19 protein-coding genes are annotated in these 23,094 nt (G+C 68.4%); 9 read left to right on the top strand and 10 right to left on the bottom strand.

Annotation, left to right across the window (positions count from 1 at the left end):
• Positions 1 to 60: 60 nt before the first annotated feature.
• The gene (locus NGR01S_RS19380; protein ID WP_084481419.1) at positions 61 to 1,593 is read right to left on the bottom strand and encodes an amidase; all 1,533 of its coding nucleotides are present in this window, start codon (positions 1,591 to 1,593) and stop codon (positions 61 to 63) included.
• 3 nt (positions 1,594 to 1,596) lie between these two features.
• Between NGR01S_RS19380 and NGR01S_RS19375 the strand changes: the two genes are divergently transcribed.
• Positions 1,597 to 2,532 carry a LysR family transcriptional regulator gene (locus tag NGR01S_RS19375; RefSeq protein WP_063038781.1) on the top strand — a complete coding sequence of 312 codons (936 nt, stop codon included), beginning with the start codon at positions 1,597 to 1,599 and terminating at the stop codon, positions 2,530 to 2,532.
• Here NGR01S_RS19375 and NGR01S_RS19370 read toward each other — a convergent pair.
• The 7 genes from NGR01S_RS19370 to NGR01S_RS19340 all read right to left on the bottom strand — a co-directional run bounded on the left by NGR01S_RS19370 (position 2,526) and on the right by NGR01S_RS19340 (position 10,448).
• Positions 2,526 to 3,509, bottom strand: coding sequence for an ester cyclase (locus NGR01S_RS19370; RefSeq protein ID WP_063038779.1), 984 nt, complete (start codon positions 3,507 to 3,509; stop codon positions 2,526 to 2,528). The genes NGR01S_RS19375 and NGR01S_RS19370 overlap by 7 nt on opposite strands.
• Before the next feature lie 164 nt (positions 3,510 to 3,673).
• A complete protein-coding gene (locus NGR01S_RS19365; RefSeq protein ID WP_063038777.1) occupies positions 3,674 to 4,756 on the bottom strand; it encodes an ABC transporter ATP-binding protein in 1,083 nt (360 codons plus the stop codon).
• 1 nt (position 4,757) lies between these two features.
• A complete protein-coding gene (locus NGR01S_RS19360) occupies positions 4,758 to 5,789 on the bottom strand; it encodes an ester cyclase (protein WP_063038774.1) in 1,032 nt (343 codons plus the stop codon).
• Positions 5,790 to 5,824: 35 nt separating this feature from the next.
• Positions 5,825 to 7,213, bottom strand: a complete 1,389-nt coding sequence (locus tag NGR01S_RS19355; RefSeq protein ID WP_157107338.1) for an ABC transporter substrate-binding protein — start codon at positions 7,211 to 7,213, stop codon at positions 5,825 to 5,827.
• Complete coding sequence (locus NGR01S_RS19350; protein ID WP_063038771.1) at positions 7,210 to 8,097, bottom strand: carbohydrate ABC transporter permease; 888 nt, start codon at positions 8,095 to 8,097, stop codon at positions 7,210 to 7,212. The genes NGR01S_RS19355 and NGR01S_RS19350 overlap by 4 nt, the downstream gene beginning before the upstream one ends.
• Complete coding sequence (locus tag NGR01S_RS19345; protein WP_063038769.1) at positions 8,094 to 9,014, bottom strand: carbohydrate ABC transporter permease; 921 nt, start codon at positions 9,012 to 9,014, stop codon at positions 8,094 to 8,096. Before NGR01S_RS19345 ends, NGR01S_RS19350 begins: the two co-directional genes overlap by 4 nt.
• A gap of 429 nt (positions 9,015 to 9,443) precedes the next feature.
• Complete coding sequence (locus tag NGR01S_RS19340; protein WP_063038767.1) at positions 9,444 to 10,448, bottom strand: LacI family DNA-binding transcriptional regulator; 1,005 nt, start codon at positions 10,446 to 10,448, stop codon at positions 9,444 to 9,446.
• Positions 10,449 to 10,764: 316 nt separating this feature from the next.
• Here NGR01S_RS19340 and NGR01S_RS19335 point away from each other — a divergent pair, with 316 nt between their 5' ends.
• The 6 genes from NGR01S_RS19335 (at position 10,765) to NGR01S_RS19310 (ending at position 16,296) form a co-directional block, all read left to right on the top strand.
• Positions 10,765 to 11,904 carry a cupin domain-containing protein gene (locus NGR01S_RS19335; RefSeq protein WP_063038765.1) on the top strand — a complete coding sequence of 380 codons (1,140 nt, stop codon included), beginning with the start codon at positions 10,765 to 10,767 and terminating at the stop codon, positions 11,902 to 11,904.
• Between the two features lies 1 nt (position 11,905).
• The gene (locus NGR01S_RS19330; RefSeq protein WP_063038762.1) at positions 11,906 to 12,640 is read left to right on the top strand and encodes an alpha/beta fold hydrolase; all 735 of its coding nucleotides are present in this window, start codon (positions 11,906 to 11,908) and stop codon (positions 12,638 to 12,640) included.
• Positions 12,631 to 13,953, top strand: a complete 1,323-nt coding sequence (hisD, locus tag NGR01S_RS19325) for a histidinol dehydrogenase (RefSeq protein ID WP_063038761.1) — start codon at positions 12,631 to 12,633, stop codon at positions 13,951 to 13,953. The genes NGR01S_RS19330 and hisD overlap by 10 nt, the downstream gene beginning before the upstream one ends.
• 152 nt (positions 13,954 to 14,105) lie before the next feature.
• Entirely contained in the window at positions 14,106 to 14,840 is a 735-nt protein-coding gene (locus NGR01S_RS19320; protein ID WP_063038990.1) for an SDR family NAD(P)-dependent oxidoreductase, read from the top strand.
• Entirely contained in the window at positions 14,840 to 15,586 is a 747-nt protein-coding gene (locus NGR01S_RS19315) for an HpcH/HpaI aldolase family protein (RefSeq protein ID WP_063038759.1), read from the top strand. Before NGR01S_RS19320 ends, NGR01S_RS19315 begins: the two co-directional genes overlap by 1 nt.
• Positions 15,587 to 15,747: 161 nt before the next feature.
• Positions 15,748 to 16,296 carry a M15 family metallopeptidase gene (locus NGR01S_RS19310; protein ID WP_063038757.1) on the top strand — a complete coding sequence of 183 codons (549 nt, stop codon included), beginning with the start codon at positions 15,748 to 15,750 and terminating at the stop codon, positions 16,294 to 16,296.
• A gap of 145 nt (positions 16,297 to 16,441) precedes the next feature.
• Here the strand turns inward: NGR01S_RS19310 and NGR01S_RS19305 are convergent, their stop codons facing one another.
• Positions 16,442 to 17,674 (bottom strand): XRE family transcriptional regulator, encoded by a 1,233-nt coding sequence (locus NGR01S_RS19305; protein WP_245664671.1) that lies wholly within the window; start codon positions 17,672 to 17,674, stop codon positions 16,442 to 16,444.
• A 214-nt stretch (positions 17,675 to 17,888) separates the two neighbouring features.
• On the opposite strand from NGR01S_RS19305, the gene NGR01S_RS19300 reads away from it, so the two are divergent.
• Entirely contained in the window at positions 17,889 to 18,194 is a 306-nt protein-coding gene (locus tag NGR01S_RS19300) for a hypothetical protein (RefSeq protein WP_063038755.1), read from the top strand.
• A gap of 30 nt (positions 18,195 to 18,224) precedes the next feature.
• Here the strand turns inward: NGR01S_RS19300 and NGR01S_RS19295 are convergent, their stop codons facing one another.
• Positions 18,225 to 19,112, bottom strand: a complete 888-nt coding sequence (locus tag NGR01S_RS19295; RefSeq protein ID WP_030521346.1) for a PAC2 family protein — start codon at positions 19,110 to 19,112, stop codon at positions 18,225 to 18,227.
• A gap of 144 nt (positions 19,113 to 19,256) precedes the next feature.
• Here NGR01S_RS19295 and metH point away from each other — a divergent pair, with 144 nt between their 5' ends.
• A complete protein-coding gene (gene metH / locus NGR01S_RS19290; protein WP_063038753.1) occupies positions 19,257 to 22,853 on the top strand; it encodes a methionine synthase in 3,597 nt (1,198 codons plus the stop codon).
• Positions 22,854 to 23,094: the final 241 nt, after the last annotated feature.

Here is a 23,094-nt window from a genome sequence, read left to right as displayed (position 1 = left end):
GGCACCCCCCGTCCGACACCGTACCGCTCGCCTCTCGGGACCTCCGTGAACGGTACGGCCTCAAGTTCCGATTCCGGGCGGTCGTACCGCGTTCGGCGCGACCGCCTCCAGGGCCGCGGCGACCGCCAGCGCGCGGGTGTCCCGGCCGGGTGCCGCGGTCACCGTCAGACCGACCGGGAAACCCGCGACCTCGCCGATGGGCACCTGCACCGAGGGCGCGCCGGTGTTCGAGGCGATTCCGGCCGCGGCGGTCCCGGCCCAGCCGGGGTGTGCGATATCGGGGGCCGTGGGATAGATGAGTACATCGACGCCGCGGCGGGTGAGCAGTTCGGTGAGTGCTCGGCGCCCGGCGCGCTGTTTCGCCAGGGCCGCGTCGTGGGCCGGGTTCGGTATCGGCGGCGCCGCCAGCCACGCCGCGACCGTGTCCCGGTCGAGGGCCGTCGTGGTGAGCAGATCGGCGAAGGTGGGGCGGGATCCCGGCCGGACGTCGGCGGCCGGCTCGTATCGGGCCGGGGTCCGTTCGAGGAACCGGTCGATCGAATGCCGTGCGTCCGTCCACCCGCTATCGGTGAGCACATCACGGGCGAAAGCGGCGTCCAGCTCCGGCAACTCGGCGCGGCGCAGCCGGAATTCGTGTGTGAGTGTGTCGATCGTCTGGTCGGCGAGCATCCGTAATCGGGCGGATCGGTCGTCGCGGCCGCGCGGCGCGGAGCGACCGGAGGGTGTCTCGAAAGGCCAGGTCAGGTAGGCGGCGGTGAGTTCCGTGAGATCGGTTTCCGCCGCTCCGGCGAGCCAGGAATGCCGGCCGCCCGTCATCGCGTCGGCGAATTCCGCGATATCGCGCACGGTCCGGCCGATCGGTCCGACGACATCCTGGGACGGGGACAGCGGGATGACGCCGCTGCGGCCGACCGCGCCACCGGACGGCCGGAAACCGACGAGTCCGGCGTGCACCGCCGGTCCCACCACCGAGCCGCAGGAATCGGTGCCGAGGGAGATCGGCGCGAAACCCGCGGCCACCGCCACCGCGCTCCCGCCGCTCGACCCGCCCGCGCTGCGAGCGGGGTCGAAGATATTGGCGGTGACACCGCGGACGGAGCTTTCGGTGAATGTCCCGTGCCAGGCGAATTCCGACATGTTCGCGGAGGCGAGGACGACGGCCCCGGCGGCGCGGAGTTCGCGGACCACGGCGGCATCGATGCGGGGGCGGTAGGCAGCGAGCCCGTGATTGCCTGCCGTCGCCGGCAGGCCGACCGCGGCGATATTGGTTTTCACCACGAACGGGATGCCGTGCAGCGGGCCGCGAACCCGGCCCGCGGCACGTTCGCGGTCCCGGGCGCGCGCATGCTCGACCGCCGCCCGGTCGATATCGACGATGGAGTTCGGCGGCGGAGATCCGGCGCCGTCGCAGCGGTCGATCCGATCCAGATACGTTCGGGTGATCTCCGCGCTGGTCACGGTTCCGTCCGTCAGGAGCCGGCGGAGGTCGGCGACGCTGTGGGTCTGCCAGGGCGAGAGGGTCACGAATTCGAACCTAGAAACCAGCTCGGCCCCGGACAACCGGGGTAGTTGCTGTTCTTGGCATAGGATCATCCTGTGACTCTCCGGCAACTGCGCGCGTTTCTCGTCACGGCCCGGACCGGGACGTTCACCGCCGCCGCCAAATCGCTCGGTATCGCCCAGGCCTCGGTCTCCGAACTGGTCCGGACCCTCGAGGACGAATACGGGACAATCCTGTTCGTCCGCGGCGGCCGCAAACTTGTCCTCACCGCCGCCGGGGTCGCGCTGCTGCCGCATGCCGAACACTCGCTGGCCGCGGCCGACAGCGGGGTGGCGGCGCTGAAATCGGTGCGGTCGCTGACCGGCGGTGTGGCCACCTTCGGCGTGCTCCGCAATGCCTCGTACTATCTGCTGTCCGATCTGGCCGAGGAGTTCCATCGCCGATTCCCGGAGGTACGGATCCGGCTGGTGGGGATGAACTCGGTCGAGGTCGCGGCGGAGGTCGCCGAGGGGCGGCTGGAAGCCGGCCTGGTGGTACTGCCCATCGATGCCGACGGGCTGCGGGTGACCCCGCTGGTCCGGGACGAGGTGCTCTACGCCTCCGTCGTACCGGAGCGCGTGGCGAGCGCTGTCACCATCGACCAGTTCGCCCACGCCACGGTGGTCCTCTACGACGCCCACTACGGATGGAAGGAACCGACCCGCCGCCAACTGGCCGAACGGGCTCAGCTCGCGGGTCACCGGATCGAACCGCTGATCGAGGTGGAACAGGTGGAATCGGCGCTCGGGCTGGTGCGGCGGGGGATCGGGGACACGATCATCTCGCGCGCCGTCGCGACCAGTTCCGCCTGCCCGCCCGAGGTGCGGGTGGTGAGTTTCGCGCCGCCGCTGTACGACACCATCGCGCTGGTCCAGCGGGAATCGGGGGTGCTGTCGCCGGCGACGCGAGAGCTGGCGCGGATGGCGCAGCAGATGCTGCTGCGCAATCGGGTCGCCGCCGCGCCCGGCGGCGACCCGGACGGCGATCAGTAGATGTTCTGGCTCACATACGGTTCGTCGCCGCGACGGGCGTAGATCTGGGACCGGGTGGCGATATCGTCGTAGATCCGGGTCTCCTTGACGATCTTGCCGGACTGGACCAGGAACTGGGAGATGCCGATGATCTCGACCGGTGAGCCGGTGAGCGGGCCGTAATCGGCGATCCCGTCGTACTTTCCGGTGAACTTCCAGGTCACCGCGATGCGCAGGCCGCCGTAGCGGGGTGAGTCGTTGGCCGCGACATCCCGGATGTCGAAGGTGCCGCCCGGGAAGGGCCGCAGCATACGCAGCAGTGCGCGCCGATAGCCCTCGGGGCGGGCGATGGTGCGATCGTCGATGGTGTTCAGCCACAGGTCGCGGATCCAGAACTGCTCGACCCGTTCCAGTTCGCGCTTGTTCCAGACCGAGTCGATGAACTCGAGCACCATTTCGACCTCGGGCCGGAAATCGTCCGGCCGCGGACCGCTCCCGCCTTCGGTGATCACATCGGCGGGGGCGGGGCCGGCCATGGAACCGCTGAAGCCGCGGAATGCCTGCCGGCGGGCGAGTTCGTCGGGGTCCTGGCCGAGTTGGCGCGCCACCGACAGCGCGTCGCGCACGACCCATTCCTCGACCATCCGGCCGCGGCGGTAGAGGCAGTTGGCGATATTGCGGCTGCGGTATTCGATGTTCTCCAGGTCGGTACCGAGCACCAGATGCGAGCTGAGGAACGCGTCGTCGCCGCGGGCCTCCCAGACGATGTCCTCGGCCTGGCCCACCCGGTTCGGGGTGGTCGAGATCCGCATGAGTGTTCCCTCGATCACCTCGCGTGCGGTGGTGGAGGTGCCGTACACGCCGTGCACGATCGAATCCGGTTCGTAGTTGTCGTTGATATGGCCGATCGCGCGCTCGATCCAGATGTGATCGGTGACCTCGCGGATGAAGTCGTCAGGGTCGGCGTAGGGCTGATAGGCAATCGGATCGAGTGGCATGAGACCTAGGGTACATACGTATTCATCGCCAGGGAAGTGCCGGTTGCGGCGATGTGGGAAGGATATCCGGGAACTGCGCCGACGCGCCGGAAGCCGTGCCGGGCGCGGACAGCACAATGCGCCGGCCGGGGCGGAGCCCGGCCGGCGCACGGTGAAGGGGCAGCTCAGGCCGCCAGGCGAGCGCCCGTATCCGGATGGAACAGATGCACTTCCTCATGGTTGCGGACACCGACGCGCACCGTCTGCCCGATTCGTGGCGGGGTCCGGCCGTCGACCCGGACATTCACCCGATGCGGTCCGGACGGGCTCAGCACGGTGCCGTAGACATACGCATCCGCGCCCAGCTCCTCGACCAGTTCCACGGTGAGTGCGAAGCCCTCGTCTTCTTCGCCGATCAACCGCAGTGTCTCCGGCCGGATCCCGCACACGATCTCGCGCAGATCCGCGACCGCCGACCGCGCCACCGGGACGGTGCAATCGCCGATCTCGACTCCGTCGGCGCATACGCTCAAGGTCGTGAGGTTCATGCCGGGCGAGCCCATGAAACCCGCCACGAAGGCATTGGCCGGACGGTCGTACAGTTCGCGCGGGGTCGCCACCTGTTGCAGCACACCGTCTTTCAGCACCGCCACCCGGTGGCCCATCGTCATGGCCTCGACCTGATCGTGGGTGACGTAGACCGTGGTGGTGGCCAGCCGCTGCTGCAGCGAGGCGATATTGGCGCGGGTCTCCACGCGCAGTTTGGCATCGAGATTCGACAGCGGCTCGTCCATCAGGAACACCGCCGGATCGCGGACGATCGCCCGGCCCATCGCCACGCGCTGGCGCTGCCCGCCGGAGAGCGCCTTGGGCTTGCGATCGAGGAACGGGGCGAGGTCCAGCATCTTCGCCGCATCGGCGACCTTCTGCCGGATGGTGTCCTTCGGTACGCCCTGGAGCTTCAGGGCGAAGCCCATATTGTCGCCGACGGTCATATGCGGGTACAGCGCGTAGGACTGGAACACCATGGCGATATCGCGTTCCTTCGGCTGGACGAAGGTGACATCGCGGTCGCCGATGGAGATCGACCCGTCGTCGACGTCCTCGAGCCCGGCCAGCATGCGCAGCGCGGTGGTCTTACCCGAGCCGGACGGTCCGACCAGCACCAGGAATTCGCCGTCGGCGATATCCAGGTCCAGGCGGTCGACGGCGGCGCTGTCGGACCCGGCGTAGCGGCGGGTCGCCTTCTGGTAACTGACTTCTGCCATGTCACTGCCTTTCCGGAGCGGAGGCGGCGGCCGCCGCCGCGGTGGGTTCGTCGCCGCGGGCGCGGGCGAGCTGGGCCAGGACGGCGAGTTGGTCGTAGACCCGCCACTCCTCGACGATGCGGCCCTCGCGCAGCCGGAACTGCGAGGACCCGAGAATTTCGACCCGGGACCCGGTGGCCGGGCCGAGAACCGGCAGTCCCGAGTAGGTACCGGTGAGCCACCAGACGACACCTACCCGCAGCCCGCCGTGCGGCGCCGAATCATTGGCCACGATGTCGCGCACCTCGATCCGGGCATCGGGGAAGGGCGCGAGCAGGTCCATCCACGATTCCTGGTAGTTCCGCGGCCGGGTGAGCGTGCGGTTGCCGACCGTGTGGCAGGTGATATCGCGGGCGATATACTCGTCGATCCGGTGGAACATGGCCTGGCCCGGCACGGTGTCGAACATGTCCAGGACGAAGGCGCATTCGTCGCGGTGGGTATCGGGGCGGGCGCCCGAATCGCCGGCGGTGAGGGGTTGCACCGCTTTCTCGCGAGCGGCCGAACCGGTGAAACCGCGGAAGGCGAGGGTGCGCGCCACCTCGAACGGATCCAGGCCGAGGTCCTGGGCCACGGCGAGTTCGTCGCGGATCACCCACTCCTCCTCCATCACTCCGTTGCGATAGAGGCAGTTCGCGATGGTCCGGTGTGAGAACCGGCGATGGGTGGGCGGTCCGTAGACGGTGTGCTTGGAGTTCGTGCCGCTGCTGAAGATGCGATGCGAACTGAGGAACGCGTCGTCACCGCGGGCTTCCCACACCACGTCCTCGGCCTGGCCCACCCGGTCCGGGAAGGCGCTGATCTTGGCCAGGGTGGAGGCGACCACGGGTTCCACGCCGACCCCGGTGCCGTAGGCGCCGTGCACGATCGCGTCGGGGGCGTAATTCTGCCTGATCAGTCCGACCCCGCGCTGCACCCAGATGCGGTCGGTCCACTCGACGATGAACTCCTCCGGATCGGTATAGGGCAGGAAGGCACTGTCTTTCAAAGTCATACATTCGGCTTTCGTGTGGAAGCGAGGGCGCTCGCTCAGTCGAGATCGTCGATTCGGCGTGCCGCGTCGGTGAGTTGCTCGCGCACATCGTCGCCGTTGGCCATATTGCTGACGGCCACGGCCAGCACATCCATGATCCGGGGCCAATCCAGGTTCATCGGTATGGCGCGGGCGGACTGCAGCGCTTCGTATTGTCGCCGGGGCAGGTCGTTGTTGGCCGCGTTGACCTCGGGATCGAGCATGTTCGAATCGTGCATGGTGATCCCGGTGCTCGTCGCCGGCGACGATTTGTCCAGCGCGATAGCGCGTTCGGTCGCCGCGTCAGTCATCCACTTCACGTACTCCCAGGCCGCGCCCTGGTTGTTCGACGTGTTCATGACGCCGGCCAGCCAGGTGTAGGCGTAGCTCTGCGCCTCGTGGCCGGGGAAGCCCGGCATCGGTGCTACGCCCACATTGCCGGCCAACTCGGGGGCCGCTTTCGTCGGGTTGACGAAATCCTCCATATGCCAGGACCAGGTGAATACGGTGGCTGCATCGCCGTTCTGGAAGGCTTTGGTGGATTCCAGCTCGCTCCAGTTCGACGATTCCGGCGGGCTGTAGCCCGCGCGGAACGACTCCAGGTACTTCTCGGTCGCGGCTACTCCTGCCGGGGTGTCGAATGCCGCGTCGCCGTTCTCGTCGAGAAGTTCCGCGCCGTTGCTCCACAGCATGGCCAGCCAGGTGTTCAGGTTCTGGCCGTTGCGTCGGTTGAACTGACCGGCCACCGGATATTCCGGGGTGGCCCGCTTGATCGTCTCCAGCTGGCGATAGTATTCCGCCCACGTCGTGGGCGGTTCCAGGCCCAGCTTCGCGTAGATGTCCTTGCGGTAGAAGAGGTTGTAGGAGAAACCGCGCAGCGGCATCCCGTAGGTTGTCTCCGGATCACCGGCGGACGCGGCCTCCTTGAACGGCCCGGAGAAATCGTCCATGGTCACCCCGTGGGCGGCCATCACCTCGTTCAGCGGCTGGACCCCGATCTTCAGCGACGGGCCCCAGGCGTCCGGCCAGATGAGCGCGTCGTAGGTGCCGCCACCGATGGCGCTCTCGGCCACGATCTTCTGCAGGTAGGCCGCGTAGGGGATATTCGACCATTCGACCTCGATACCGGTGCGCTCGGTGAACTCCGCGGTGCGCTGGTGCAGCGCGGCGAACTGCGGCACGGTGGCACAGCAGGTGAGCAGGCGGATCGTGGTGCCGTCGTAGGGTTTGCCGTCGAGCAGGCCGTCCGGCCCTACGGCTGCCGTCGCGACCTGGTCCATCAGGCTCTTGGTCTCCGGGGCGCTCGTACAACCCCCGGCCAGAACGGCCAGCACGGTCGCGAAGACCAAGGCCAGGACACCGCGTCCCCGTCTCTTGTGTTCCGGTCGTCCGGACAGCGCCCTCACTTGACTGCTCCTAAGGTCATGCCCTGCGCGAAGTGCTTACGCACCAGTGTCGCCAGGACGATCATCGGCACCATCACCAGCAGGCCGGCCGCCGCCATCTGGCCCCACAGCACACCGTCGGGCTGGTCCAGCGTCATCAGCGAGACCGGGAGGGTGACCGCGTTGCTGCGGGCCAGGAAGGTCGGGAAGAGGAATTCGTTCCAGGACAGCAGGAACGAGAACACCACGCCGACGAAGATGCCCGGTGCGGCCAGCGGCGTCACCACGCGCCACAGCAGGGCGAGCTGGCCGCAGCCGTCGAGTCGGCCGGCCTCCTCGATCTCGACGGGCAGGCCGTCGACGAAGCCCTTGAGCAACCAGGTGTTGTACGGCACCACAATGGCCAGGTTGGTGACGATCAGTGCGAGATGGGTGTCGAGCAGCCCCAGGTCGCGGTACATGGTGAGGAAGGGCAGCGCGATCGCGACACCCGGGATGAACTGGGTCGCGACGATGCCCAGCAGGATCGGTTTCGCGCCGGGGAATTTGTACCGGGAGAAACCATAGGCGGCCAGCATGGACAGCGGTACCGCGATCACGGTGGTGACCACGGCGACGATGACGCTGTTCCACATCGGCCCCACGAGATCGTTCTGGCCGCCGATGATCGCCCGGAAGTTGTCGAGGGAGGGCCGGAACAGGATCGAGGTGGAGAAGACCGCACGATCCGGTTTGAACGCGGTGAGCGTGAGCCACAGGATCGGGAACATCACGAAGAACAGGATCACGAGGGTGCCCAGCAGGCGCAGCAGACTGCCGGCCCGCCCGAGTAGCGAGGGACCGCGGCGGACCGCCTTCGGGGCCGGCCGGGCGGCGGTGGGAACGGATTCGAGGGTGTCGGTCATTTCTGCTCCTGCCGACCCATGAGGATCAGGTATCCGGTGGCGAGCACGCCCAGCACGACGACCAGGATCCACGAGACGGCCGAGGCGTAGCCGATATCGAGGAAGGTGAAGCCCTGCTCGTAGGCGAAGAAGTTCAGGGTTTCGGTGGCCCGGCCCGGACCGCCGCCCGTGGTGGTGACGACCTGGTCGAACATCTTCACCGACCATACGGCCTTGAGGAATACGACGATCAGGATCAGCGGCCGCAGCAGCGGGAACTTGATCCGCCAGAACTCCTGCCAGGGGTTGGCGCCGTCGACACGCGCGGCATCGCGGATCTCCGGTGAGATGGAACCGAGGCCGCCGAGGAACATGAGCGCGATGAGCGGCGCCCAGCCCCAGATCTCACTCAGAGTCACCACGACCAGCGCCCAGAACGGTTCACCGAGCCAGTTGATGTCCCGGGTGAACGGTAGCAGGGTGTCGAGCATGTCGTCGTAGACGCCGTAGTCGGGGTTGAACATGAAGCGCCAGGAATAGCCCTTGAGGGCGGGGGCGATGGCGAACGGCAGGATGAGCAGCGCCTTGGTAAGGCTGTTCAACCGGGTCGCCTTGTTCAGGACGAGGGCCATGATCAGGCCCAGCCCGACCGACAGCACCACCGACATGACGGTGAAGAGCACGGTCACCCACACCGCGTTGTGGAAGGTATCGTCGGTCAGCGCCTTGGTGTACTGCGCGAATCCCACGAACTGCTCGGGTTCGCGGGTCTCGTTCACCCGCCAGTGCCGGAAGCTGTTCACCAGGGCGACGCCCAGCGGGTAGATCGTCGTGAGGACGATGGCCACGAGGGCGGGGGCCAGATGCGCGTACGGCACGCCGATCCGGCGCCAGGCGGAATGTCCGCGGCGGGGGGAGGCCGCGGTGGTGGCCGTCATCGCCGGGCCCGCGATCGCGGCGGACAGGAGGTCGGGGCGCCGGGGTCGGCGAGTGGCTCGGCCCGGTGGGGGCGGCTCGGCTTCACTCTGAACTCCTTCGGATTGTGATCCCACAGGACGGGGGAGAGGGAGGGGGAGGCGGCGCAATGTAACGCGGCTCTCAGTGTCCGGTGAGTGTATGCGTATGTATTCGAGAAAGACAAGGGGTCGTACTGGGGCGGCCGGGTAAGGTTTACATACCCGTCACCTCGTGCTTGTGGGCTTAACTAGGTCACAAGCGGTCTGGTTAGCCGTTGTGCCGGCTTTCCGGATCGTGGGAGCGACGGCCTTGTCGGGCGAGGTCATGATACGTATGCACTACCGGCCCGAGGTGCGCTGAATCCGCGCGTGGACGGCCGGTGTCGGGCACCGCGAACAGCGCCGACGCTGTTACGGGCGCGGGGCGGAAACGGTGGCGCGTTCGATGAGCTGCGGCGTCATGACGATGCGGCGCGGGCCGTCGTCGCTGTTCTTTTTTTCGAGACGTTCGACGAGCAGGCGCGCGGCCGCCGCGGCCATCGCGTCGAGGTCGTGACCCACGGTGGTGAGGCGGAATGCCTCCCACTCGGCCATCGGAATATTGTCGAAGCCGATGATGCCGATGTCCCCAGGAATGCTAACGCCCCTGGCCAGGGCCGCGTTGAGCGCCCCGATCGCGATGACGTCGTTACCACAGAACACCGCTGTCGGGCGCGGGTCGGCATCGAGTAGTTCCAGCATCGCCCGGTAGCCGGTCTCGAATTCGAACGGGCCCCGGCGGGTGAACACGCTCGGCAACGCGATGCCCGCCTCGGCGAGCGCGGCGCGGAACCCGGTCTCCCGGTCGCGTCCGGTGCTGGTGGCGGCGGGACCGAAGATTCCGGCGATTCGGCGGTGGCCGTGCTCGGTGAGGTGGTTCGCCGCCAGGCGCCCGCCGAGCTCGTTGTCCACCACCGCGGCGTCGGCGGTATGCGGGGTGCTCTCGCGGTTCAGGAAGACGAACGGCAGCCGGCGGCGCAGGAGCTCCCCCGGGAGCAGCGAGTCGATATTGCTGGTCAGCAGGACCGCGCCGTCGATCGAGCCGTCCACCAGCTGTTCGAGCGGGACCTGATTGTCCGACCGCTCGGTGAACACCATCATCCGATAGGAGTGCTGCTCCAGCTCGTCGTGCAGCGGGCCGAGCAGATGCGGATAGAAGGGGTTGGTCAGATCGCTGACCACGATGCCGATGCGTCTGGTCCGGCGGGTCACCAGGCTGCGTCCGGCCTCGCTGGGCACATAGCCCAGGGCGGCCACCGCCTCCTGTACCCGGGCCCGGGTTTCCTCGGCGACCCGGGGATCGCCGCGCAGCGCGCGCGAGACGGTCGGCTGCGATACGCCTGCCAGTCGTGCGACATCGCGGCTCGTGATCGGCATGGATCTCCCTGATCGGGTGCGCGGCCGCCGTGGAAGCGACCGGTGCGGTTGTGTGAATACGAATCTTAGTCGATGTAAGCGGGTCTGCTGTTGTCTGCTTCCCGGGGAGGGCGTCGATCGTCTCGAGGCGGCGAATAGCCCTCATGATCGGGGAAAACGGGGCGGATGGTGCCGCCGATCGACTGGCGGGCGTTGACACCGAGCGCCTGCTCCGGCACGATGCATACGTATAAATCATTGTCGAATTCGCGATTTCCGTCCGTGTGGTTGCGCCGCCCGATCGTGTCGAGCGCCCACCGTGAGGAGAAGAGGTCAGATGTCTGCCGAAGTCACCGTCACCGCCGAGGATCTGGACCGGTACACCATCCGGCGCACCGACTTCGTGTCCTGCAACCAGGCGTTCATCGATTGCCGGACACCGGGCTCGGACCGCAAGGAGAACTACTCGATGATCGGGCGCGGCGTGAGCCAGAGCGCCGGTCAGGTGGTCAACCTGCGCGAACCGCACGGCTTCCAGATCGGCGCGGCCGCGATGCCCAACGGGGTCACCAACAACCTGCACCTGCACTTCACCGCCGAGGTCTTCCTGTGCTTCAAGGGCGAGTACCTGCTGCGGTGGGGCGCGCAGGGGGAGCAGGGCGAACTCGTGCTCCGGGAAGGTGAGATCGCCTCCATCCCGACCTGGATCTTCCGCGGCTTCACCAATATCGGCCCCGACGACGGCTTCCTGTTCACCGCGCTCGGCATGGACGACACCGGCGGGATCATCTGGGGTCCCTCGGTCCTCGAGGAGGCCAAGGGGCACGGCCTCTACCTCACCGCCGACAACAAACTCGTCGATACCGTCGCCGGGGACGAGATCCCGGAAGGTGTCGAACTGGTCGAACCGGTCAGCGACGAACAGATCGCGGCGCTGCGTCCGTTCACGGCCGAACAGATGCGGGAACGGATCGCGACCCCGGACGATATCGAATGGTCGCGGCGCGCACTGCTCGATTCCGCGCTCCCCGGCGGCGGGGTCGAACTCGGCCTGGTGATCGGCTACGGCATGACCGAGGACGCGACCCAGGTGCCGCGGATCCACAATCCGCATGGGCACAACATCGCATGGCTGCGCGCCGAGCCGGGCGCCGGCGTCTCCGCGCACCGGCATGCGGAACGCCAGGTACTGATGGTCAAGGACGGCGAATGGGAGGTCACCCTCAACCGTGGCGTCGACGCCCGGACAGTCCGGCTGGGCGAGTGGGACATGCTGTCGGTCCCGGCCGGCGCCTACCGGTCGATCCGGAATGTGGGCGGGCAGACCGCGCTCATGCTCGTGGTCAACAGCGGGGACGGCCGGGTCCGGCTGACCTGGGACGAGGAGGTCGTCAAGGCGGCGGCCGATGCCGGCGACGCCCTCGACCACAACGGTTACCTCGCGCCGTACGCGCTGGTGCCGCGCCGGAAGCGCTGAGATGACCGCGGATATACCCGTCGTATTCGTCCCGGGCATGCTGTGCGACGCACAGCTGTGGGAGCAGGTGGACCCCGGGCCCGGTTTCCGCACTGTGCCCGGTGCCATCGACGCGCCATCCCTCACGGGTATGGCCGAGCAGGTGCTGAGCGCGGTGGACGGGCCTTTCGTACTGGCCGGTCTCAGCCTGGGCGCGATCGCCGGGTTCGAGGTGCTGCGCCGGGCGCCGGAGCGCGTCCTCGGATTCTGCGCGATATCGACGAATCCGCACGCCCCGACCGCCACCCAGTACCGCTCCTGGCACGATATGGCCTTCCGGACCACGCGCGGGGAGTTCGAGACCGTGGTGCGTGAGCTCATCGCGCCCACCATGTTCGGCGAACTGTCCGGCACGCCCGAACTGGTCGACCGCTTCGTCGCCATGGCCCGGCGCGTCGGGCCGAGCCGATTCCAGAGCCAGCTGCGGGCCCAAGCCGACCGTTTCGATTCGGTCCCGTCCCTGGGTGCCGTGGACTGCCCGGCCCTGATCGTCTCCGCGGATGACGACGCACTGTGCCCCCGCGAATACCACCGCGCCATCGCCGCGGCGATCGACGGATCCCGCTTCGAGACGATCGCCGGCGCCGGTCATCTGTGCACCTGGGAAGTGCCGCACCGAATTTCCGAACTTCTGAGCGAGTGGCTGCCGGCCGTCGCTCGGTACCGAACCATCCGACAGGAGTCGACATGCCCGTAGTTCTGAAGAAGCCGGTCCCTGCCGAAGTAGTCCGTCAGGACCGCTCCGAGGTGGGCGAACGCGTCGCCGCGATCCTCGAGGACATCCGGCTCGGCGGCGACGCCGCGGTGCGCAGGTATTCCGAGCAGTTCGACAAGTGGAGCCCGGAATCGTTCCGGCTCTCTCCGGACCGGATCGAGGAGATCATCGCCTCGCTGCCCGCACAGGTCGTCGAGGACATCGAGTTCGTCCAGCGGCAGGTGCGTACCTTCGCGCAGCACCAGCGCGATTCGCTCACCGATTTCGAGGTCGAGACGCTGCCGGGTGTCCACCTCGGACAGAAGCACATCCCGATCGACCGGGTCGGCGCGTACGTGCCCGGCGGCCGCTACCCGCTCACCGCCTCGGCCCATATGACCATCGTGACCGCGAAGGTCGCCGGGGTGCCGAGCGTGGCCGCCTGCACCCCACCGATCCGGGGCGAGATCCCGGCCGCGACCGTCGCCGCCATGCATCTGGCCGGGGCCGACGAGATCTACCTGCTGGGCGGTGTCCAGGCCGTGGGTGCGCTCGCCCGCGGTACCGAGACCATCGACCGGGTCGATCTGCTCGCCGGACCGGGTAACGCCTATGTCGCCGAGGCCAAACGGCAACTCTTCGGCGAGGTCGGTATCGATCTGTTCGCCGGGCCCACCGAGATCCTGATCATCGCCGATGATGCCGCCGATCCGTTCGTCGTCGCGGTCGATCTGCTCTCCCAGGCCGAACACGGCCCGGATTCGCCCGCGGTACTGATCACCACCTCCGAGACGCTGGGCCGGCAGGTTCTCGACCATATCGAGACACTGCTGCCGGGTATGCCGACCGCCGATTTCGCGGCGCCGGCCTGGCGCGATCACGGCGAGATCATCGTGGTCGACTCCCTGGGCGAGGCCTACGAGCTCGCCGACACCTATGCCAGCGAGCACGTGCAGGTGCTGACCCGCGCACCGCGTGAGGCACTGGAGAAGATGACCAACTACGGTGGCCTGTTCCTGGGCGAGGGCACCTGCGTCTCCTACGGTGACAAGGTGATCGGGACCAACCATGTGCTCCCGACCCGCGGCTCGGCCCGCTACACCGGCGGGCTGTGGGTCGGGAAGTACCTGAAGACGGTCACCTACTCCGAGGTCGTCGACCAGGCGTCGAGCGCGCGGCTGGGCGAGGTATGCGGCCGGGCCGCCCGCGTCGAACTGTTCGAGGGGCATGCCCGGTCCGGCGATGTGCGGGCCGCCAAATACGCGGGCGCCGAGCTGCCGTGGGCCGGGAACATCTACGCCGGAGCGAACTCGTGAGCGGTGGGCCGCGCGGCGCGGCGGGTGGCCCGGCGTCCGGGGGCCCGGGTGACGGCGCCGGAACGGGGGAGATCGCTGCCCCGGCCGGGGAAGAGGACGGAGCGGTTCCGCCGAACCCCTCGGCGGCTGACCCGACCACCGGCCGTACCGCGCTGGTCACCGGTGGTGGCAGCGGGCTCGGTGCGGCCATCGCGCTGGCGCTGGCCGGCGCGGGCGCGCGGGTGATCGCGGTCGGGCGGGACCGGGACAAACTGGACCGGGTCGTGGCGCGGCATCCCGCGTTGATGCGGGCCGCGGTCTGCGATGTCGCCTCCCCGGAATCGGTGACCGCGCTGGCCACCGAACTCGCCGGCGAGGACGTCTCCATCCTGATCAACAATGCGGGCGTACCGGGCCCGGTCGGGCCGCTCACCGAGATCGACCCCGACGAGTGGGACGACGTCTTCGCGGTCAATGTGCGCGGCGTGTACCTGCTGTGCCGCGCTTTCGTCCCGGCGATGGTCGACGCGGGCCGCGGCGATGTGATCAACCTGGCATCGGTCTCCGGCAAGCGGCCCCTGGCCCGGCGCACGCCCTACTGTGCGTCGAAGATGGCGGTCATCGGGCTCACCACCACACTGGCCGCCGAGGTCGGGCCGCTGGGGGTGAACGTGAACTCGCTCTCGCCCGGTCCGGTGGACAGCGCCCGGATGCACCGAAACTTCCGGCTCGAGGCCGAACGGATCGGGACCAGCTACGAGGAGGCCGAACAGGCGTTTGTCTCGCGGGCCGCGCTCGGCCGTATGGTCACCGAGGACGAGGTGGCCCGGGCGGTGCTGGCGATGCTGGCGATGCCCGGTCTGTGCGCCGCCGATATCGATCTGTCGGCCGGAATGGTGGCCCGCTGATGACGGCGATGAAACAGCGCCTGCGCGACGGTGAGCGGCTGCTCGGTGTGCTGGTGCGGATGCCGGCGGAGGAACTCGTCGAGATGGCGGGGGTCGCCGGATTCGACTACGTCCTGATCGACTGCGAGCACGGCCCCGCCGACCTTATCCCGTTGCGGCAGCACATCGCCGCCGCCCGGGTGCACGGCATGGATGTGCTCGTGCGGGTGGGGCAGCAGGAACCGGCGCTGATCCAGCGGGCCCTCGACCACGGCGCCGCCGGGGTGGTGGTACCCCATATCGACGATGCGGGGCAGGCCGCGGGGGCGGTCCACGCGGCACGGTACCCACCGGTGGGCGACCGCGGTTTCGCGACCTACGGCCGGGCGGGCCGGTACGGGACGCGGACCGCGGCCGACCACCTCGCCGCCGACGCGCGGGAAACGCTGGTCATCGCCATGATCGAATCCACGGTGGGCTGCCGCAATGCCCCGGAGATCGTGGCTACCCCCGGGGTGGACGGTGTGATGGTCGGCCCGGCCGATCTCGCGGTGTCCATGGGCGCCAACGGTCCGGCGGACCCGGCCGTCCTGGCCGAAATCGAGAAGGTCCACGCGGCCGTGGCCGATCACGAGCGGATCCGGCTCGATATCGTCTCCAGCGACCACCGGGCCGCCGCCGCGTTCGAGTCGGGCGCGGGCCTGGTGGTCTTCAACCTCACGCAGGTGCTGATGGAGATGTTCGCGAGGTTGCGGTCGGTGCGCTGATCGGTCGGTGGTCATTCGCGTGGTTCCTCGATGCCAGGGGGTGGTCGCGAATGGCCCCGAGCGTGCGGCGGGTGACAGGACAATGGCTTACGGATTACATTTATGCAGCTCAGGGTGATTTTTTATGGAAGCGGCGGGTATGCGCCGATAGGATTCCCGGCATGATCGACCCTGCGCGCCTCCTGCCCCGCCGCCTCGCTGTGACGGCCGCGCTCCTGGCGGCCACGGCCGCCGGACCGGTACTGGGCACCGCGCCCGCCACCGCCGCTCCCACAGCTCCCGCTCCCGCGCCGGCGTTCCCGGTCCCGCCGCTCACCGAGGTAGCCGCGGCGGGTACCGAAGGCCTGGACCCGCTGCTGGCCCTGGCCTACACCATGGCCGAACAGGAGGCACACGCCCGCGGTGTGCCGATGACGATCAACTCGGGTTATCGCTCGCCCGAGGAACAGCGGGCGATGTGGGAAGAAGGCCTGCGCACCTACGGGAGTCCGGAGGAGACCCGGCGCTGGGTGCTGCCCCCGGAGGAGTCCACCCATGTCACCGGCCGGGCCGTCGATATCGCGCCCCGGGAGGGTGCTGCCTGGCTGGAGGCCAACGGCAACCGCTGGGGGCTGTGCCGGACCTTCGACAACGAATGGTGGCATTTCGAACTCGCCACCCTCCCGGGGGCCGCGTGCCCGGCCCGGGTTCCCGATGCCGCGCACCGGTGACGCGGCGTCGGCCGGCGATCCGTGCTGATCAGCACTCCGGAAAACAGCGCGGTGCGCCGGCCTCGACCGGGGCGTGGAGCCGCTCGGCCACGCGGGGCGACGGTTTACCGCCCACGCGCCCCCGCTCCGGCGCGGCCGATGTAGCTCAGACGCCCGACAGTGACCGGAGCTCGTCCAGGAAGGCGCGGGTCCGCGGATCGCCGGGGAAATTCTCCACCAGTTCCTGCGCTACCTCGCTGCCGATGCACAGCAGCGAGGGCAGGGACCGTCGCTTCGCCTCGAACGCCCGCCGCCCCAATGCCACGGCCAGTTCCAGATCGCGCCCGCGCGCGGCGACCACGGCCAGGGTGAGGTGGGCTTCGGCGACCCGCATCGGATTGCGTACCGAACCGTCCAGGGCGACCGAATCGGCCAACACCGCCTGCGCGTACATCTCGGCGCGCGCATCGTCGCCGACGACCCGGGAGCAGTCCATGGCGTAGAAGTCGAACTTCTGCGGGTCCACGACGAAATGATTCTCGAGATCGTCGGGGTGGCCGAGCCGGTTCAGCAGGGTGCGGCCCTCGGCCAGGGCCGCGTCCACGGCCGCGCGATCGCCCAGCCGCGCCCAGGCCTTGGCCCGCTGGGCGGCCAGCTGGACACCGACCCCGCTGACCGCGCATTCCGCCGGGACCGCCTCGGCCGCCTGGATCACCCCGCGATGATTGCCCTGGGTCAGCGCGAACCAGGCGGCGAGTTCCGAACTCCAGCCGATGATCTCGGCGTGTCCGGCCTCCTGCCCCAGCGACCGGGCCGCCCGCCGGGTGGCCTCGGCGCTGCTGCGCCGGCCGAGATCGTATTCGAGACAGCCGAGCAACAAAGCCACCCAGCCGGCCAGTTCCAGGACCTCCTTGTGCTGGGCCAGGGTGAGCCGGCTGTCGAGCAGCGCGGCGATCCGGCGCAGCCAGCCCGCGGCCTCGAGATGGAGTTCGTGCGGATCGGTGGAGGCGTAGTCACAGCACAGCCGCTGTGCGGTGATCCGCACCGCGTCCAGGGTGGCCGTCGAAATATCGGACATCCGAAGGCGTCCCATGAATTCGAGCGTGTCCATTCCGGTGGCGGTGAGCAATTCGTCGTCGCGGCTCGGCCGGGCCTTCGGGAAGAACGCTGCGGCCACCGAATCGAAGGCGGACGCGATGAGGGGCGCGTAGAAGTCGTCGGGTCGTGATTCGCCGGATTCCCAACGCCGCCAATTGCGTAGAAGGGTGCTGTCGGTCGGGAGATTATGGGACGACTTGGCGCGCAGGGCACGGACGGCGTCCGCCTGTGACCACCCACGCGCATCGCGTTCCGAGCGCATCCGGACGGCCCACAGCGGACGATCTTCAGCAGCAGTCACGCGGCCAGTATTGCACCAGCAAACTTTCCGTGGACCCCAGAGGGCATCCAGATGTCCCCCGCATGACCTCTTCTGTCGTTGTCGCGCATGGGTCATGCTCGAATCGGACCGGCTCCGTACCGGTTCAAGCAACACCCCCGCGAATGCGGGGAGGTGATCCCGGAGCAGGAAATGGTTCCCCGCCCCCGTGTGGGGAAGGATTCAGGAGGTTCGGGTGGAAGCGTTGGTATACGGGTATTTACGCGACGATCTGGCCGCGGGCGACGGTGACGATATGGAGGCCGCGCTACGTGAGCTGGCCGAGGCCCGGGGACTGTGCTTCGCCGCGACGTTCCGCGAATCACGTCCCGGTGACGGGACGGCGTTCGCCGAACTGACCCGGGAGCTCCAGCGGGCGGACGCCCATCACGTGGTGGTTCCCTCGCTCGATCACCTCACCGGCCAGACGATTCCACGCGAACTGCTCATCGCGAAACTGGCCAGTGATGCCGCCGCCCGTATCTGGTCGGTGGCCGGCTGAACCGAGGACCCGGTGGCCCGGCGTACCCCCTCAGCGCCCGAAGCCGCCGGGTCCTCGTCTGCGCAGGTACTTCTCGAATTCGGCGGCCAGGGCGTCGCCGTCGATCTTGGCCATCACCTCGTTGACATCGATCGCGGCGTCGCCGCGCTCCTCCAGCGAATGCACGTACTCGGCGATCTCGTCGTCCGCGACGGTCATCTCGTTCACCGTCGACTCCCACTCCTCGGCCTGCTGGGGCAGCTCCCGCAGCGGCACCTCGATATCGAGGACGTCCTCGACCCGGTGCAGCAGCGCGATCGTCGCCTTCGGGTTCGGCGGCTGCGACACGTAATGCGGCACCGCGGCCCAGAACGACACCGCCGGGACCCCGGCCTTCACGCACTGGTCCTGGAGCACCCCGGTGATACCGGTGGGCCCCTCGTAGCGGGTCTGTTCCAGGCCGAACTGCTCGGCCGCCTCCTTGCTGTAGGCCGAACCCGTGACCGGCACCGGCCGGGTGTGCGGGGTATCGGCGAGCAGCGCCCCGAGGATCACCACGGTCTGCACGCCGAGCTGATCGATGAACTCCAGCAGATCCGCGCAGAAGCGCCGCCACCGCATATTCGGTTCGATCCCGCGTAAGAGCACCACATCGCGATCGCTGCCGGGCGGGGAGCACACCGACAGGACGGTCGCCGGCCAGACGATCTCCCGGGTGACGCCCTCCACCTGCCGGACCATCGGCCGGTTCACCTGGTAGTCGTAATAGTCCTCGGAATCGAGTTCGGCCAGCGGCCGCGCATCCCAGATCAACTCCAGATGCTCCACCGCGCCGCTGGCGGCGTCACCAGCGTCGTTCCAGCCTTCGAAGGCCGCAACGAGCACGGGGTCGCGCAGTGCGGGCAGTTCCCGATCCACCGGAGATTCACTCGAGCTCACCCCTGCCAGCCTACGGGGCAGGGCGCCACCGGCGCGCAGTATCGGTCCCGCCGCGCCTGTCGGCGGCGTCGCCGGTTGTGGTCGCCCGCACAGGGCAGGAAGGAGGGCGACACCGTGACGGAGGCGCACACTAGTCTGGAATCCATGTCTGCCTCCCGCTCCGCCGAGTTCGATACCACATTGCTCGACACTCTTACCAGGCGTGTCGTGATCGGTGACGGCGCGATGGGCACGATGCTGCAGGCCGTGGATCTCACGCTCGACGATTTCCGCGGGCTGGAGGGCTGCAACGAGATCCTCAACGACACCCGACCCGAGGTGCTGCGGCATATCCATCGTGCCTATTTCGAGGCCGGCGCCGATGCCGTGGAGACCAATACCTTCGGCTGCAACCTGCCCAATCTGGGCGACTACGGGATCGCCGACCGGGTTCGGGATCTCTCGGAGAAGGGGACCCGGCTGGCCCGCGAGGTCGCCGACGAGATGGGGCCGGATCCCGACGGCGTGCCGCGGTACGTGCTGGGCTCCATGGGGCCCGGGACCAAACTGCCTACGCTCGGCCACGCGCCGTACGCGGACCTGCGCGACGCCTACACCGAGGCCGCGCTCGGCATGCTCGACGGCGGCGCCGACGCGGTGCTGATCGAGACCTGTCAGGACCTGCTCCAGGTCAAGGCCGCCATCACCGGTACCCACCGCGCCATGGAGCGGGCCGGTCGCCGGATCCCGATCATCACCCACGTCACGGTGGAGACCACCGGCACCATGCTGGTCGGCAGTGAGATCGGCGCGGCGCTGACCGCGCTCGAACCGCTCGGTATCGACCTCATCGGCCTCAACTGCGCCACCGGCCCGGATGAGATGAGCGAACATCTGCGCTACCTGTCCCAGCACGCGCGCATCCCGGTGTCGGTGATGCCCAATGCGGGCCTGCCGGTGCTCGGCGCGCAGGGCGCCGAGTACCCGCTGACCCCGGAGGAACTGGCCACCGCGCTGCGCGGGTTCGTCGCCGACTACGGCCTGGCCCTGGTCGGGGGCTGCTGCGGTACCACCCCGGAACATATCCGCCAGGTGGCCGAGGCGGTCCGGGAGGTCGAGACCGGGCTGGCGCCGATCGGGCAGCGCCGCACGCCCGAACCCGAGCCGAGCATCTCGAGCATGTACACCGCGGTGCCGTTCCGGCAGGACGCGAGTGTGCTGATGATCGGCGAACGCACCAACGCCAACGGTTCGAAGGCGTTCCGGGAGGCGATGCTCGCCCAGGATTGGGCGAAATGCCTGGATATCGCCAAGGACCAGACCCGCGACGGCGCCCATATGCTCGACCTCTGCGTCGACTACGTGGGCCGCGACGGAACCGCCGATATGTCGGAACTGGCATCCCGGCTGGCCACGGCCTCCACCCTGCCGATCATGCTCGACTCCACCGAGACGCCGGTGCTGCGCGCGGGCCTGGAACACCTGGGCGGGCGCTGCGCGGTGAACTCGGTGAACTACGAGGACGGCGACGGCCCGGATTCCCGGTTCCAGCAGACCATGGCCCTGGTCGCCGAACACGGCGCCGCGGTGGTCGCGCTGACCATCGACGAGGAAGGGCAGGCCCGCACCGCCGAGCACAAGGTCGCCATCGCCGAACGACTCATCACCGATATCACCGGCAACTGGGGTCTGCGCGAGAGCGACATCATCATCGACACCCTAACCTTCACCCTGGGCACCGGACAGGAGGAGTCGCGTCGCGACGGCCTGGAGACCGTCGAGGCCATCCGGGAACTCAAACGCCGGCACCCCGATGTGCAGACCACGCTGGGTCTGTCCAATATCTCCTTCGGGCTCAATCCCGCCGCGCGCCAGGTGCTGAACTCGGTGTTCATGCACGAATGCGTGCAGGCCGGCCTGGACAGCGCCATCGTGCACGCCTCGAAGATCCTGCCGATGAGCCGGATTCCGGACGAGCAGCGGGAGACGGCTCTGGACCTGGTCTACGACCGGCGTCGTGAGGGCTACGACCCGCTGCAGAAACTCATGCAGTTGTTCGAAGGTGTGTCCACGGCCGACTCCCGCGCCTCGCGGGCCGACGAATTGGCCGCGCTACCGCTGTTCGACCGACTCGAACGGCGCATCGTCGACGGTGAGCGGGCCGGGATGGAAGCCGATCTCGACGAGGCCATGCGGGAAGTGCCGCCGCTGAAGATCATCAACGAGACCCTGCTGTCGGGGATGAAAACCGTCGGCGAGCTGTTCGGGTCCGGGCAGATGCAGCTGCCGTTCGTGCTGCAGTCGGCCGAGGTCATGAAAGGCGCGGTCGCCCACCTGGAACCGCATATGGAGGCCACCGACGACAGCGGTAAGGGGCGCGTCGTCCTCGCCACGGTCAAGGGCGATGTGCACGATATCGGCAAGAACCTGGTGGACATCATCCTGTCCAACAACGGCTACGAGGTGGTGAACCTCGGCATCAAACAGCCCATCGCGACCATCCTCGACGCCGCCCTGGACAAGAAGGCCGATGTGATCGGCATGTCCGGGCTGCTCGTGAAATCCACCGTGGTGATGAAGGAGAACTTGGAGGAGCTCAACTCCCGCGGGGTCGCCGACCAGTTCCCGGTGCTGCTGGGCGGTGCCGCGCTCACCCGGTCGTATGTGGAGAACGACCTCACCGACGTCTACGAGGGCGAGGTGCACTACGCCCGCGACGCCTTCGAGGGCCTGCGGCTGATGGACGAGATCATGTCGCAGAAGCGCGGTGAAGGTCCCGATCCGGACAGTCCGGAGGCGGTGGCCGCGCGCGAGAAGGCGGCCGAACGCAAAGCGCGGCACCAGCGCTCACGCCGGATCGCCGAACAGCGGCGGGCGACCGAGACACCGGTCGAGGTGCCCGACCGATCGGATGTGGCCGCCGATCTGCCGGTCCCGGTGCCGCCGTTCTGGGGCACCCGGGTGATCAAAGGTCTCCCGGTGCACGAGTATTCCGGGTTGCTGGACGAACGAGCGCTGTTCCTCGGCCAGTGGGGGCTGCGCGGCCAGCGCGGCGGCGACGGCCCCAGCTACGAGGAACTGGTGGAATCCGACGGCCGGCCCCGCCTGCGGGCCTGGCTCGACGAGCTCAGTACCGCGGGAGTGCTTCAGCACGCCGCGGTGGTGTACGGCTATTTCCCGGCGGTGTCCGAGGGCGACGATGTCGTGGTGCTCACCGAACCGGAACCCGATGCGCCGCAGCGGCACCGGTTCACCTTCCCGCGCCAGCAGCGGGACCGGTTCCTGTGCGTCGCCGATTTCCTCCGCTCGCGCGAGCGTGCCCGCGAGACCGGGCAGGTGGACGTCCTGCCGTTCCAGCTGGTCACCATGGGTCAGCCGATCGCCGATTACGCCAACCGGCTCTTCGCCGACAACAACTACCGCGACTATCTGGAGGTGCACGGCATCGGGGTGCAGCTCACCGAGGCGCTCGCCGAGTACTGGCATCGGCGTATCCGCGAGGAACTCACCCTGGAGGGGCATGCGATCGCCGATTCCGATCCGGCCGATATCGTCGACTACTTCTCGCTCGGTTATCGCGGCGCCCGGTACTCGTTCGGGTACGGCGCGTGCCCGGATCTCGAGGACCGCGCCAAACTGGTGGATCTACTCGACGCCGGGCGACTCGGGGTGACGCTGTCGGAGGAACTGCAGCTGCATCCCGAGCAGTCCACGGACGCGTTCGTTCTCTTGCACCCGGAGGCGAAGTACTTCAATGTCTGACAGCGCGGATAAACCTGCGGGCAATGTGATTGTCATCACTCATGCGGTGGGTCGGCTGCTCCGAACCGCCGTCAGAGATCGAAAACGCAGGTGATCGGGGTGCGACGGGCTCGGTAAACCCCTACTGCCCGCGCGGCTTCCGGGTGCCGGAGCGTAGGATTTCCGGGAATTTCCGCTGAGGTTACCGCCGAATCAGAAGTCTCGACAATGTTGTCGGGGGGTTCGGTCGCGCCGGGCCGGA

Source organism: Nocardia grenadensis NBRC 108939 (assembly GCF_001613445.1).
GTDB lineage: Bacteria > Actinomycetota > Actinomycetes > Mycobacteriales > Mycobacteriaceae > Nocardia > Nocardia grenadensis.
Note: the sequence above shows the minus strand (reverse complement) of the source record. Positions and strands in the feature narration are given on the sequence as shown.

Bases quoted from the DNA above. Each gene is read 5' to 3' on its own strand.
- NGR01S_RS19380 (WP_084481419.1), bottom strand. From the start codon at position 1,593: ATGATCCTATGCCAAGAACAGCAACTACCCCGGTTGTCCGGGGCCGAG.
- NGR01S_RS19370 (WP_063038779.1), bottom strand. From the start codon at position 3,509: ATGCCACTCGATCCGATTGCCTATCAGCCCTACGCCGACCCTGACGAC.
- NGR01S_RS19365 (WP_063038777.1), bottom strand. From the start codon at position 4,756: ATGGCAGAAGTCAGTTACCAGAAGGCGACCCGCCGCTACGCCGGGTCC.
- NGR01S_RS19360 (WP_063038774.1), bottom strand. From the start codon at position 5,789: ATGACTTTGAAAGACAGTGCCTTCCTGCCCTATACCGATCCGGAGGAG.
- NGR01S_RS19350 (WP_063038771.1), bottom strand. From the start codon at position 8,097: ATGACCGACACCCTCGAATCCGTTCCCACCGCCGCCCGGCCGGCCCCG.
- NGR01S_RS19345 (WP_063038769.1), bottom strand. From the start codon at position 9,014: ATGACGGCCACCACCGCGGCCTCCCCCCGCCGCGGACATTCCGCCTGG.
- NGR01S_RS19340 (WP_063038767.1), bottom strand. From the start codon at position 10,448: ATGCCGATCACGAGCCGCGATGTCGCACGACTGGCAGGCGTATCGCAG.
- NGR01S_RS19335 (WP_063038765.1), top strand. From the start codon at position 10,765: ATGTCTGCCGAAGTCACCGTCACCGCCGAGGATCTGGACCGGTACACC.
- NGR01S_RS19330 (WP_063038762.1), top strand. From the start codon at position 11,906: ATGACCGCGGATATACCCGTCGTATTCGTCCCGGGCATGCTGTGCGAC.
- hisD (WP_063038761.1), top strand. From the start codon at position 12,631: ATGCCCGTAGTTCTGAAGAAGCCGGTCCCTGCCGAAGTAGTCCGTCAG.
- NGR01S_RS19315 (WP_063038759.1), top strand. From the start codon at position 14,840: ATGACGGCGATGAAACAGCGCCTGCGCGACGGTGAGCGGCTGCTCGGT.
- NGR01S_RS19310 (WP_063038757.1), top strand. From the start codon at position 15,748: ATGATCGACCCTGCGCGCCTCCTGCCCCGCCGCCTCGCTGTGACGGCC.
- metH (WP_063038753.1), top strand. From the start codon at position 19,257: ATGTCTGCCTCCCGCTCCGCCGAGTTCGATACCACATTGCTCGACACT.